The 13055-nt window shown below is 65.2% G+C and carries 11 protein-coding genes; 3 read left to right on the forward strand and 8 right to left on the reverse strand.

What is annotated here, in order from left to right; genetic code table 11:
- Positions 1-185: 185 nt before the first annotated feature.
- From tssH to J0A90_RS10800, 8 genes are all read right to left on the reverse strand, one after another.
- Positions 186-2846, reverse strand: a complete 2661-nt coding sequence (tssH, locus tag J0A90_RS10765) for a type VI secretion system ATPase TssH (protein WP_207034739.1) — start codon at positions 2844-2846, stop codon at positions 186-188.
- On the reverse strand, positions 2843-3919 hold the full coding sequence (gene tssG / locus J0A90_RS10770) for a type VI secretion system baseplate subunit TssG (RefSeq protein WP_207034736.1): 1077 nt from the start codon (positions 3917-3919) through the stop codon (positions 2843-2845). Before tssG ends, tssH begins: the two co-directional genes overlap by 4 nt.
- Positions 3883-5718, reverse strand: coding sequence for a type VI secretion system baseplate subunit TssF (gene tssF, locus J0A90_RS10775; RefSeq protein WP_207034734.1), 1836 nt, complete (start codon positions 5716-5718; stop codon positions 3883-3885). Before tssF ends, tssG begins: the two co-directional genes overlap by 37 nt.
- On the reverse strand, positions 5718-6200 hold the full coding sequence (gene tssE / locus J0A90_RS10780) for a type VI secretion system baseplate subunit TssE (protein ID WP_035469434.1): 483 nt from the start codon (positions 6198-6200) through the stop codon (positions 5718-5720). The genes tssF and tssE overlap by 1 nt, the downstream gene beginning before the upstream one ends.
- A 121-nt stretch (positions 6201-6321) precedes the next feature.
- Positions 6322-7821 carry a type VI secretion system contractile sheath large subunit gene (gene tssC / locus J0A90_RS10785; RefSeq protein WP_035469437.1) on the reverse strand — a complete coding sequence of 500 codons (1500 nt, stop codon included), beginning with the start codon at positions 7819-7821 and terminating at the stop codon, positions 6322-6324.
- Between the two features lie 12 nt (positions 7822-7833).
- A complete protein-coding gene (gene tssB / locus J0A90_RS10790; RefSeq protein WP_035469440.1) occupies positions 7834-8367 on the reverse strand; it encodes a type VI secretion system contractile sheath small subunit in 534 nt (177 codons plus the stop codon).
- A gap of 189 nt (positions 8368-8556) precedes the next feature.
- A complete protein-coding gene (locus tag J0A90_RS10795) occupies positions 8557-9312 on the reverse strand; it encodes a hypothetical protein (protein WP_035469442.1) in 756 nt (251 codons plus the stop codon).
- Between the two features lie 266 nt (positions 9313-9578).
- Entirely contained in the window at positions 9579-10058 is a 480-nt protein-coding gene (locus J0A90_RS10800; RefSeq protein WP_207034732.1) for a copper resistance protein NlpE N-terminal domain-containing protein, read from the reverse strand.
- Between the two features lie 313 nt (positions 10059-10371).
- Here J0A90_RS10800 and tssJ point away from each other — a divergent pair, with 313 nt between their 5' ends.
- The 3 genes from tssJ to icmH all read left to right on the forward strand — a co-directional run bounded on the left by tssJ (position 10372) and on the right by icmH (position 13054).
- Positions 10372-10929, forward strand: coding sequence for a type VI secretion system lipoprotein TssJ (gene tssJ / locus J0A90_RS10805; protein WP_207034730.1), 558 nt, complete (start codon positions 10372-10374; stop codon positions 10927-10929).
- Positions 10930-10997: 68 nt separating this feature from the next.
- On the forward strand, positions 10998-12344 hold the full coding sequence (tssK, locus tag J0A90_RS10810) for a type VI secretion system baseplate subunit TssK (protein WP_207034728.1): 1347 nt from the start codon (positions 10998-11000) through the stop codon (positions 12342-12344).
- Positions 12341-13054, forward strand: coding sequence for a type IVB secretion system protein IcmH/DotU (gene icmH, locus J0A90_RS10815; RefSeq protein ID WP_207034726.1), 714 nt, complete (start codon positions 12341-12343; stop codon positions 13052-13054). The genes tssK and icmH overlap by 4 nt, the downstream gene beginning before the upstream one ends.
- Position 13055: the final 1 nt, after the last annotated feature.

The following is a 13055-nucleotide window of genomic DNA, read 5'->3' on the forward strand; positions in this document are numbered from 1 at the left end:
GGGGAGCCCGGCATGCGCTCGGGCGAGACACTCGGTGGCGACTGCAGCCTAGCGCCTGACGCGGCGCCAGCAAACCCTTACAGGCGGGATGATTCATCGGCTGCGCTTGCCATGCTGGGTGAGGAGGCGACAGCGATGAGAGCCGCCGCCCGAAAATCTATGGGCTTCCGGGCGGCGGTGGCGAGTCAGCTCAGGGCGTAGGCGAACTCGCCCTGGTCGTCGAGGCTGACCGCCAGCCGCTCGATCGGCTCGCCCGCGGCCATGCGGTCGAGCACCTGGGCGGCGATGGTCGGCATCAGGCTGCCGGAGAGGATGTTGTCGATGTTGCGCGCGCCGCTGTCGCTGTCGGTGCAGCGGGCGGCGACGGCGTCGACGATCGCCGGGTCGTAGTCGAAGCGGGCCCGGTGGTTGTACTCGAAGCGCTGTTTGATGCGCTCGAGCTTGAGCCGCACGATGTTGTTGAGGATCTCTTTCTGCACCGGGTAGTAGGGGATGATGTTGAGACGCCCGAGGAAGGCCGGCTTGAACACCGCGTTGAGCTGATCGCGCAGGCTCTCGACGATCGCCTCCGGCGCCGGCAGCTCGTCCGCGCCGAGGCACTGGCGCATGATGTCGTCGGTGCCGACGTTGGAGGTGAGCAGGATGACGGTGTTGCGGAAGTTGATCTCGCGGCCTTCGCCGTCGTCGAGCACGCCCTTGTCGAACACCTGGAAGAACAGCTCCAGCACGTCCGGGTGGGCCTTCTCCACTTCGTCCAGCAGGACCACGCTATAGGGCTTGCGCCGCACCGCCTCGGTCAGCACGCCGCCCTCGCCATAGCCGACATAGCCCGGCGGCGAACCCTTGAGGCTGGAGACGGTGTGCGCCTCCTGGTACTCCGACATGTTGATGGTGATGACGTTGCGCTCGCCGCCGTAGAGCACGTCGGCCAGCGACAGCGCGGTCTCGGTCTTGCCCACGCCGCTGGGGCCGAGCAGCAGGAAGACCCCGATCGGCTTGTTGGGGTCCTCCATCCGCGCCCGCGAGATGGCGATGCGCTTGCCGATCTCGGCCAGGGCGTGATCCTGACCCAGCACGCGCTCGCCGAGCAGCTGGGGCAGCTCGCGTACGGTGGTGATCTCGTCGCGCAGCATCTTGCCCAGCGGAATGCCGGTCCAGTTGGAGATCACTTCGCCGATCACGTTGCCGTCGACATGGCCGTGCACCAGCGCGTGCTCGCCCTGGACCTCGGCCAACTCGCGGCGGGTGTCGCCGACCTGGCGGCTCAGGGCATCGGCGTCGCCGGCCTGTTCACCCGCCTCGACCGCGCTGCGCTCGGCTTCCAGCGCCTTGAGCCGGGTCACGATCTCCTGCTCCCGCGACCAGCGCGCGTCGAGATCGGCGATCTCGGCGCGGGTGGCGTCCAGACGCTCGCCCAGGGCGGCGAGCGTCTCGGCATGGTCGCTGCCTTCACGCTGCTCGCGCTCGAGGATCGCGATCTCGCTCTCCAGGTTGTCGACCCGGCGGTGGGCGTCCTCCAGCGCCGCCGGCTGCGAGGATTGGGCCAGCGCGACCCGGGCGCAGGCGGTGTCGAGCACGCTGACCGCCTTGTCCGGCAGCTGGCGCCCGGTGATGTAGCGGTGGGAGAGGCGCACCGCCTGGACGATGGCGTCATCGAGGATGCTGACCTTGTGGTGGTCCTGCATGCGCTGATTGAGGCCGCGCAGCATGGCAATCGCCACCGGCTCGGCGGGCTCCTCGATCTTGACCACCTGGAAGCGCCGCGCCAGAGCGGCATCCTTTTCGAAGTACTTCTTGTACTCGGCCCAGGTGGTGGCGGCGATGGTACGCAGCTCACCGCGGGCCAGGGCCGGCTTGAGCAGGTTGGCGGCATCGCCCTGGCCGGCCTGGCCACCGCTGCCGATCAGGGTGTGGGCCTCGTCGATGAACAGGATGATCGGGTGCAGACTGCGCTTGGTCTCCTCGATCACGTTCTTGAGCCGGTTCTCGAACTCTCCCTTGACCCCGGCGCCGGCCTGCAGGAGGCCCAGGTCGAGGGTCCGTAGCTCGACCTGCTTGAGCGGCGGCGGCACGTCGCCGTTGACGATGCGCAGGGCCAGTCCTTCGACCACGGCGGTCTTGCCCACCCCGGCCTCGCCGGTGAGGATCGGGTTGTTCTGGCGCCGCCGGGTGAGGATGTCGACCATCTGGCGAACCTCCTCCTCGCGCCCCAGTACCGGGTCGATACGCCCGGCGCGGGCGTTGCCGGTCAGGTCGATGGTGTACTGGTCGAGGGCCGGGGTCTTGGACTTGCCGCGCTTGTCACCTTCGCCGCCGGCGGCATTGGCCGCAGGGCCGGTGGCGGTGCTCGGCTCGCCGAGTTCGCGCACGTGCTGGTCTTCGCTGCTGCCGCCGATCAGGTCGCTCAGGTGCGCCTGCAGGTCATCGACCTGGATGCGCTCGAGCTCGCGGGCGCCGTCGACGATCACCCGCCGCAGCTCGTCATCCTTGAGCAGCGCCAGCAGCAGGTGGCCGCTGCGGATCTGGGCCTCGCCGTGGTCGATCGAGGCGATCACCCAGGCGCGCTCGATCAGGCGGGTGATCCGCGGCGACAGCGCCGGCGTACGCGTGTTGCCGGTCTTGAAGGTGGCGACCGTCTCTTCGAGCTGGCTCGCCAGGCGGTCGAGGGCGACATCGTAGTGGCGTGCGATACGCAGCACGTCGTTGTCGTCACTGTCGAGCAGCTTGAGCAGCAGGTGTTCGATGTCCACGTCGTACTGGCGCTCGGCCAGGCACAGCGCCGCGGCGCCCTCGGTGGCCTCGCGGCAGGGATCGTTGAGCTTGTCGAAGAGGGATTTGAGACTCACGCCGTGGCTCCATCGTAGGTGATTGCGAAGAGTGCATGTCCATTGGCGCTGGCTGGCCGCTCCGGCGGCTTGAGCCAGCCCAGCCGACCCAGCGCCAGGGCGCTGCCCTGGCCTATCTGGGGCGATGGTATCTGGTGCTTGTCGAGGATCAGCTCGATCTCGAAGTCGAGTTCGATGCCGGCATAGAAGCGCAGCAGCTTGACCAGCTGGCGGTGACGCTCGGTGCCCGGCAGCAGCTCACGGTAGGCGTCCAGGTCGAGGGGGCCGAAGCGCACGCGAAACGTGGACTGATAGTCGCGCACCCGGGTGCCTGCCACGGCACTCTGGCCGAGGCGCGCGTTGGCCTGGCCCAGACGGGTGTACTGATCGGGGGCGAGACGAATCCAGCGCCCGCTGAAGGGCACCACCTGGCACGGCTGGCCGAAGGTGTAGGTCAGGATCGACTGCAGGTTGCCGACGTTGCGCGGGCGCTGGCTCCACAGGCCCGAGAACCAGCTGAACAGCTCGCGGCGCAGGGTGCCCGGCTGCTCCGGGCGGTCGAGCACCTGCGTCTGGGTGGTCGGGGTGAAGCCGACCAGATGCAAAAGCCAGTTCTCGAAATCGGCGCTGCCCTTGCGCTCGTACTCGATATGGAAGCGGTACTTCTGCCACGCCTCGTAGAACAGCGCCGTCATGCGGTGGGAGAAGAAGTCCATGAAGGCGTGGGCGGCGTCGTCGCGCTTCTCCATGTGGCGATTGATCAGCAGCTCGGTGTACGGCCTTGGCAGCACGCCGGAGGGGCCGACCAGCCCCATGAAGGTGATCTGGATCTCACTCAGCGGCTCGCCGCTGGCCGAGCGCAGCTTGGCGTTCTCGAACGACAGATCGCTGATCTCGCTGGGGGGGAAATTGAGCGAGAGCAGCGAGCGAAAGCGCAGCGGGTCCTGATGCGGCCGGTTCTCGGGGTCGATGCGTCCGGTGCGGCTGTAGTGCAGGCGCAGCAGACGCACGAGCTGGAAGAACCCGAAACGCCAGGGCTCTGCGCGCGCCTGGTCGATCAGACCAGGGGCTGAGTACCGGTTCTCGGCGGCCATTGGACGACTCGCTGTTCGCGCTGGCGTGAGCGCAGCGTGAGTTGGGTGAAGCTGTTGAGGCTGCAGTACTGACCGAAGAAGTGATCCAGCACCTTGCCGAACAGATAGATACCGCTACCGGTGAACTGGCTCTCGTCCAGCTCCAGGGTGATGCCGGTGCCGCGCACGAACGCCGGGCGCGGGTGACCGATACGTGTCATCACCGGTTCGCTCGCGATCGCGGTGATGCCGTTGATCTGCTTGCGGATCGCCGAGGCCTGGCGGTAGTTGTAGAGCGACAGCAGCTCCATCAGCGCCTCGCGGCCATCGCTGACCAGCGACAGATGATTGAGCGAGAGGTGCGAGACCAGCCGCCAGATCACCCCTTTGCCCATGGGCGGGCGTACCGGCGAGGTCGGCTTGCGCAGACAGCGGATCTGCTGCACCACCTGCTCGCGCTCCAGGGTGAAGTCGCCCTGCGGATGGCCGAAGGTCATCAACTGGGGCAGGTCGCGGTTGCTGCAGGTGAGCCTGAGGCTCAGGGTGTCGCTGCTGCCGTCGAGCAGTTCCAGCTCGCGGTCGACCACCCGCAGGCGCATCTCGGTGCCCGGGTCGCGGGCGTTCTCCGCCCCGACCCGGCGCGCGATCCAGTAGCTCTGACGCGCCTGCTTCTCGCTGTCACGAGGTTCGAAGAAGGGCAGGCAGGGGGCGACTTCATCGCGGGTCGCGGTACGGATCACCCGGGTCACCTCGTCGATCGAGACGATCTCGGTGGAGCGCGAGTGGCGCACGTCCGGCACCACCGGATACTCGTGGCGGGTGTGAGTCAGCTTGATCGGCTCGGCCTGCTGCGCGAACAGGTTGACCACCGGCGTGCAGCCGAGGCGGAAGTTGTGCCGGCCCAGGGTCTGGGCCAGACGCGCCAGGCGCTCGTGCTGGTCGTAGTCGCGGAACAGGAAATGAATCTGGACCCGGGTCACCGGCTTGTCGGCCAGCGGCCGCGCCAGCCCCGAGAGATCGAAGAACAGGAATTTCTCGGGGAAGGTGAAGTATTCGTGCAGCAGGCGGTAGCCGATGAAGGAGCGCTCGGAGTAGTCGATCAGCCCTTCGTCCGGGCCGAAGCCGACCGGGGTGATGGCGTCCGGGGGCAGTCCGATCTCGCGGGTGTGGCCGCCCTCGACGAAGCTCACCGAGACCCGCGCGACATTGTTGAACAGCATCTCGTAGAGCGGATGCATCAGGCTGCCTTCGCCATCCAGGAACAGCCGCAGGCGGTCGAGGCCGAGCTTGCCGAAATCGGTGTTGCCCAGGGTCTCCAGGCTCAGGCTCAGCTTGGCCACGTGGTCGTTGCCGTGGGCGTTGAACGAGGAGCGCTCCAGCCGGGTCAGCTCGGCGCCACTCAGTGCCACCGGCCAGACATCGACCGGGTAACAGGTGCGGAAGCGGCACACGGCGTCCTCCACCGGGCGCGAGTGCAGCGCGGTATGCCGCGGCAAGTGGTAGCGTCCGGTGAGCGAGGTCTGGGGGCCGGGGTCGAACTCGACGATCGACAGCGACGGCGTCGGCCGCAGATAGTGCGGATAGAGCACGTCGAGAAACGCCTCGACGATCTCGGGGAAGTCGTCGTCGAGCTTCTTGTGCACGCGCGCGCTCAGAAACGCGAACGACTCGATCATGCGCTCGGCGTGGGGGTCTTCGCAGTAATCCCCCTCCAGCAGCAGGCGCGAGGCGATCTTGGGATAGCGCGTGGCGAACTCTTGCCCCAGAAAGCGCAGGTGCGAGAGTTCCTTCTCGTAGTAGGGCAGCAGGTCGTCGAGCATTAGATCAGGTTCTGCACCTTGTATTGGCGGGTATTGACTTGCAATACGGCATCGAAGGCGACGCGCTGGCTGGCTTCGCTCAGCGACAGCACCGCTTCGATGCGGAACTGCAGGATGCGGTCGTGGGTGTCCTGGTTGAGCAGCTCCACGCGGACGCTGCTGAAACGCTTGTCGCCGTGCTCGATGGTGCGTTCGAGCTGGCGCTGGATCAGGCGTCGGTCCTCGGTGCTGCGCACGCCGCGGCTGATGAAGTCGGGCAGGCCGTAGTCGAGCAGGGTGCCCTGCAGCCCCGGCCAGGCATCCAGCTCGCCGGCGATCAGCTCGCGTCGGGTATTCACCAGCAGCTCCAGATCGCGTACCACCGAGGCCTTGTAGGCGCTCACCGAGCAGCGGTGTCCGGGCTGCGCTTCGGTGGTGTGCTGCGGCTCGTCGTCGAGTAGACGGTCGAGCAGCGTCGGGACCATCTGCATCGTGTCGCTCATGCCGTAACGCTCCCTCGCGGTGGTGAATGATCTTGGCGGCTGGATAACGCCGATCGCGCCGCCGCCGGAGCGGCGACGCGACTGGCCTGCACGTGGGGGCGGCGCGCAGCCCCCCTCGGACTCAGGAGCCGCGGGTCGACTGCGGCAGTTCGGAGACCAGGCGCAGCGACGCGGTCAGCTCGTCGAGCTGGTAGTGCGGACGCAGGAAGGTGACCGCCTTGTAGGCGCCCGGCTTGCCCGGCACCTCGGCGACCTCGACCCGCGCTTCACGCAGCGGGTACTTGGCCTTGGCTTCCTGGCCGGCGTTGTCGTCCAGCAGCACGTACTGCGACAGCCACTCGTTGAGGTAGTCCTCGACGTTCTGGCGCGAGGCGAAGCTGCCCACCTTGTCGCGCATGATCGCCTTCATGAAGTGGGCGATACGCGAGGTGGCGAAGATGTACTGCAGCTGCGACGACAGCCGCGCGTTGGCGTTGGCGACGTCGGTGTTGTACTGCTTGGGCAGCTGGGCCGACTGGGTGCCGAAGAAGGCGGCGTAGTCGGTGCCCTTGCAGTGCACCAGCGGAATGAAGCCGAGGTCGGAAAGCTCCTTCTCGCGGCGGTCGGTGATCGAGATCTCGGTGGGGCACTTCAGCGCCACCTCGCCGTCGTCGGTCTGGAAGGTGTGGGTCGGCAGGTCCTCGACCAAGCCGCCACCTTCGACCCCGCGGATCGCCACGCACCAGCCGTACTGGGAGAAGGCGTCGGTGACGCGCGCGCCCATGGTGTAGGCTGCATTCATCCACAGGTACTTGTTGTGGTCGCGGCCGTCGACGTTCTCGGTGAAGTTGAACTCCTCCACCGGGGTGGTCTCTTCCCCGTAGGGCAGGCGACCCAGCACGTGGGGCAGGGTGAGACCGACGTAGCGGGCGTCTTCCGAATTGCGGAACGACTTCCACTTGGCGTACTCGACGGTGTCGAAGATCTTCGACAGGTCGCGCGGGCCGGTCATGTCGGTGAACGAGTCCCAGCCGAACAGCTCCGGCGAGGCCGAGGAGATGAACGGGGCGTGGGCCGCGGCGGCGACGTGCGAGACCTGCTCCAGCAGGTACATGTCCTGCGGGTGGCGGCCGAACTCGTAGTCACCGATCAGCATGCCGTAGGGGGCGCCACCGAAGGTGCCGTACTCCTCCTCGTAGATCTTCTTGAACAGCGCGCTCTGGTCGAACTCGGACGCCGACTTGAGATCCTTGACCAGATCCTTCTTCGAGGCATTCAACATGTGGATCTTCATGTTGGTGCTGGTCTCGGACTGGTCGGTCAGGTACTTAAGCCCGCGCCAGGAGGCTTCCAGCTGCTGGAACTCGCTGGCGTGCATGATCTCGTTGAGCTGGTCGGAAAGCAGCGAGTCGATCTCGGCGATGCGCGAATCCAGCACCGCGATCAGATCCTTGCTCGGGGTCACCTCGCCCTCGAGCACCTGATGCACCAGCTCGTCGATCAGGTCACGGGTGCGGGTGCGCTCGGTCTCCGAACGTGCCACGCGGCTCTCGGAGATGATGCTGTCGAGCAGCGAAGTCTCCGGCGCGAAGACCTCCTGGGTTTCGCTCTGGGGCTGGTTGTCGGTCTGATTCTCGGCCATGAGTGACTCCTGTTATTCCTTCTCGTCCTGCGGTTTGGCAGCGGCTTCGCGGCCGAGCTCTTCGCCCAGCGCCTTGAGCTTCTCGGTGTTCTGCAGCACATCCATCAACAGCTCTTCGAGCTTGTCGTTGCCGCCCATCTTGTTGCGCAGATCGGCGAGCTTGTTGCGCACGTCGAGCAGCTTGCGCAGCGGCTCCACCTGACGCACCACTTCCTGGGGCTCGAAATCTTCCATGCGCTTGAAGTTGAGCTCGACCGGCAGCTGCGAGCCGTCGTTGGCCAGGGTGTTGTCGACGCGGTAGCTCAGGCGCGGCTTGACCCCTTTCATCACGCTGTCGAAGTTGTCGCGGTCGATGTTGACGAACTTGCGATCCTTCAGCCGCGGCAGCGGCTCGAGCGGGTTGCCGGAGTAGTCGCCCATCACCCCGACCACGAACGGCAGCTCCTTCTTCTCGATGCTGTCGCCGATCTCGACGTCGTAGGTGAGGTGTACGCGGGGCGCTCTGACACGCGAGAGCTTGTGCTGGGTACTTTCGTTCTTGGCCATAAGGTCGTCCTCTTGTTGAGATGTCGAGTGTCCGGGTGACGAATGCCGTGGTGACGATGTCGTTTGGGCAATGTCTTTCAAGCGATGTCGTTCAAGCGATGTCGTTCAAGCGATGTCGTTCAAGCGATGTCGTTCAAGCGATGTCGTGTTTTGGCAGTGCCGTCTCGGCGAGATCGACGACGGCGTCGATCACTCTGCGCTGGCGGCCGCCAGCGCCTCGGTGAGCTGCTCGCGCAGGCCGTCGCGCATCGCCTCGATCTCGGCGTCGGAGATCAGCTCCTCGAAGCTGCGACTGCCCGAGATCTCGGTGCTATGACGAATCACCGGGTCGCTCGGCAGCGTCGATGACACCGGCGAGCTGATGACGCAGAAGGGCAGGTCACCGAAGTCGTCCAGGCATTGGAACCCCACCGGGAAGCGCAGCCCCTTGAATAGCCGCCCTAGACCGCCGGCGCGGCTGAAGCAGTGGAACAGCATCAGGTAGTGCACCACGAAGCGGTGCAGCTCGGAGCCGCTGCGGTTGGGGTCACCGACCACCTGGCGAAAGCGGCTGAGCTCGAACGAGCTGTAGCCCACCACCCAGCGGGTCGGGCTGGTGACGCGCACGCGCGTGCCGTTGTCCAGGGTGTGGTCGTACTCGAGCGGATAGAGCTCCGGGGTCGAGTTGATGATGTTGAGCGGCACTTCGAGCTCGTTCATCAGATTGAAGGGCCGCGCGCCGGCGTGCTTGTCGAACAGCGTGCGGAACTCCTTGAAGTGGTGCTGGGTCTCGCGACCGCTGCCGCGCGGCGCGCCCTGCAGGTACTCGCCGAACAGCGGCTGCGGGCGAACCAGCGGGGAGAGCGTGGCCAGATAGTCCGATGCCTGCGCCTTGAGCAAGTCGGAAACCGCCCGCGTCTGCTTGCGCGAGCGGATGAAACTATCGACATCGAAAGACTGCGTCATGATCGATTCCTGGATCGGCTCGAGCGTTGCTCGGGAGTACCCCGGCGTCATCCATTGTCACGTCGGATTGTCACGTCGATTAGGTACATTCGTTATTGCACTCGGCGTCCGGCATGCGTCGACTCGTGAGGATGCCAGAAAACGCTATATGCGTGTATCAGAATGTACTGACAGACTATTACAGCGATCCGCCATTCATCTTGTAAGAGATCTCTTACAACGTGATGTAATCAAACTTATCGTTGCACTGTAGCACGTTCTGAGACCTAATCGTCAGCGGTGCTATTGGCCAATGTCAGGTCCGGCGTGACGCGCTCCAGCCGTGCTGGCTCGCCTTCGCTGTCACGCAGCGGGTCGCCCTGTGCGTCCAGCGGCTCGAGCGCCGTGCCGTCCACCGGCTGGAAGATTCGCGTCTGGCCGACCTCCGGCTGGAGTGCGTAGAGCTGGCGCTGAAAGTCGTTAACATCGCGATGTAGCGCCCATTTTCCCCAGGCGGTGTTGACTCGTTCGCCGCCTGGGGCGTCGATCCGGATCTCGTGCAGATAGAAGCCGGCCGGGGCGCCGGTGATCGGGTCGCGCTTGAGGATCAGGTCGGTGTCGACGCCGCGACAGTCCTGGCAGGGCAGGGTGCCGGTGAAGCGCTCGGTCACTTTGACATAATCGACCGGTGTCTGCGGACCGCTGGCGCAGGCACTCAGCGCCAGACATCCGACAACCGAGAGACGTTTCAGCTTCGATGTTCGCATGTGTCTTGATCGGCCTTTGTGTAAATTAATGTTAATGGGTAAGCGTTTGTTAAACTTGTGCCCTATTATAGCGACTAAATCTGTTAAGGTGGTCACTGTCTGAAAGAAGTCTAAGTTTCCTTAGTTCTGCGCCGACAATCGGCGCAGCATCTTTACGGGCGTCGCTGGTCAACGTTTAGCTTGTTCTCGCTGGCCGTTGGCGAGTGCCCGTTTTGCAGGTTGGGTGCAGGTCTGGTGCAGCTTTGAATCCGGCCCCGGCGTCATCGAATGCGACCGGGATTACCTGAAAAGAAGAAAGGGGAGCGAGAAGTCGATGAGGGTAACGCTGCGCCACGTGAGCGCGTTTCTCCTGGTGGGATGGCTAGTGGTGCTGCTGGCGGGGTGCGGTGTGGCCGATCGGGTCGGCAAGCGCTTCGACGACACTTGGGCCGGCGATCTGTTCGGCAACAGCGAGCGCGTGCGCGTCACCCTCGACAGCGGCAGCGCGCTCAACCCAGACGTCGACGGCGAGCCGCTCTCCGTGGTCGTGCGGATCTATCAACTGACCGAGCGCGCGCCCTTCGCCACCGCTTCGCCGCGTCAGCTGTGGGCCAATCCCCAGGGCGTGCTGGGCAATAGCCTGGTGTCGCAGCGTGAGCTGACGCTGCTTCCCGGGACACAGAAAATCGACACCGCCGCGCTGGACCCCAGCGCGCAGTTCGTCGGCGTGGCGGCATTCTTCCGTAACACCGTCAATGACGACTGGCACGTGATCTTCGACGCCAACGAGCTGCGCAACGATGGCCTCTTGAGCGCCTCCGAGGGGGTCAAGCTGCATCTGGTCGACGACCGCATCGAGGTCGAGCGCGGTCACGATCTGCTTGGCGACTGAGGCGAGCGGCGCCGGCGCCAAGCCCCAGCGCGGTGAAGACGACAGCAACCAGGGTTCGGGACAGGGACGTGAGTAAACACAATCGCATCATGTGGTCGGAGGGCATGTTCCTCCTGCCCCAGCATTTTCAGTATCAGGATGAGTTCCATCAGCGCCAGCTGGCCGAGTCACGCCACAGCCAGCACCCCTTCCAGTGGGGCGTGCAGGCGCTGGAGGTCGACAGTGGCGCGCTCGATCAGGGCATGCTGCGCCTGACCCGGCTCAAGCTGGTGTTCCCGGACGGCACCCTGTTTGACGCGCCGCAGCACGATCCGCTGCCGCCGGGGCGCAGCCTCGACGACCTCGCGCGTAACGGTGAGGTGAAGATCTACGCCGCCCTGCGCACGCTGGAACCGTGGTCGCCGAGCTATCTCGATCAGGATGCGGCGCGCCACGGCGGGCGCCGTTTCGTGCAGCGCTTCGAGACCCTGCCCGATCTCAACGAAGGGTCGCTGGAGAACGAGTTGGGGACACTCGAACTCAATGCCACCCTGCTGATGGAGGGTGACAGCCTGGATGGCTTCACCCACTGCCCGATCGCGCTGCTCAAGCGCAATGCCGCCGGCGGCTTCAGCCTCGACAGCGAGCAGTTCATGCCGCCGGCACTGCATCTCGATGCGGTGTCGCTGCCGTTGGAAATCGCCAACCGCTTGATCGGCATGCTGCAGGCGCGCAGCGAGGCGCTCTCCGGACGCCGGCGCGAGCGCGCGGATCAGGTCGCCGAGTTCGGCTCCAGTGACGTCACTCTGTTCTGGCTGCTCTACACCATCAATCGCGCCTATCCGCAGCTGGCCCACATGTTGAGCCATCCGCGCCTGCACCCGGAGACGCTCTACCGCTTCCTCGCCGAGCTGGCGGCCGGCCTGATGACCTTCTCGATGTCGCACCGCCTGGCCGACATCCCCGAGTACGACCACCGTGACCCGGCGCCGGCGTTGCTGGGTCTGGAAAAGGTGGTGCGCGAGCTGCTCGAGATCGTGGTGCCCAACCAGTACATCCCGATTCCGCTCGAACAGACGCGCCCCTCCTACTATGTCGGGCGGCTCAACGATGCACGCCTCAAGGAAGCGGACTTCTATATCTGCGTGCACGCCGACATGCCCGGCTCCCAGATCCTCGAACTGGTACCGCGTGCGTTCAAGGTGGGCTCGCCGGAGGACATCGAGGTGGTGGTCAACACCGCCATGCCCGGCGGCACCCTGACTCATGCCGCGCGCCTGCCCAGCGCCATTCCGGTGCGCCTGGACAACCACTACTTCGCCCTCGAACCGCATGGCGCGGTGTATGAGCGAATGATGGAAGCCCAGGCGATCGCCTTCTACGTACCCAGCGGATTCAAGAACCTCAGTATCGAATTGATGGCGGTGATGAAATGACCGAAGCCCTTGCTCACCCTTCCGATATCGCAGAGCCGCGCACGCTCAAGACGCTGTCGCGCGATTTCATCTCCATGGTGCTGATGGTGCGTCGTGGCCAGCAGGCCGAGAGCGTCGAGCGCTTCCTCGAACGGGTGGATCAGTGGCTGCGCGAGTTCGAGGAGAAGGCGCGGGCCGAGAACTACAGCGCCGAAGCGGTCAAGGACGCCCAGTATGCGCTGTGTGCGTTCCTCGACGAGAGCGTGCTCAAGGGGGGCGTGGGCAATATCCGCGAGCACGTCGAGCTGCATCCGTTCCAGTACCGCTATTTCGGGGTGCATCTGGCGGGGGAGGGGTTCTACGACCGGCTCGACAGCCTGCGCAGCGATGTGCGCGGCAACTTGGACGTGCTCGAGGTCTATCACCTCTGTCTGGCGCTGGGGTTCGAGGGCAAGTACAGCCTCGAGAACCGCGATCAGCTGCGCTATATCGCCAATACCCTGGGTCAGGACATCGCGCGCTACCGCAAGCGTGAGATCGACGGTCGTGAGAGCTGGAAGCTGCCGGACCAGGTCGGCCAGCTGCTGCGTTACGAGATCCCGCTGTGGGTCTACCTGCTGATCATCGTGGTGGTCTGCCTGCTGGTCTATGGCGGCCTGCGCTGGTGGCTGGGCAGTGAGACCGATGCGCTGATCGAGCAGATCCGTCAGCTGTTCGATAGCCAGGGTTGAG

The organism is Salinicola sp. DM10, assembly GCF_017306975.2.
Taxonomy (GTDB): Bacteria; Pseudomonadota; Gammaproteobacteria; order Pseudomonadales; family Halomonadaceae; genus Salinicola.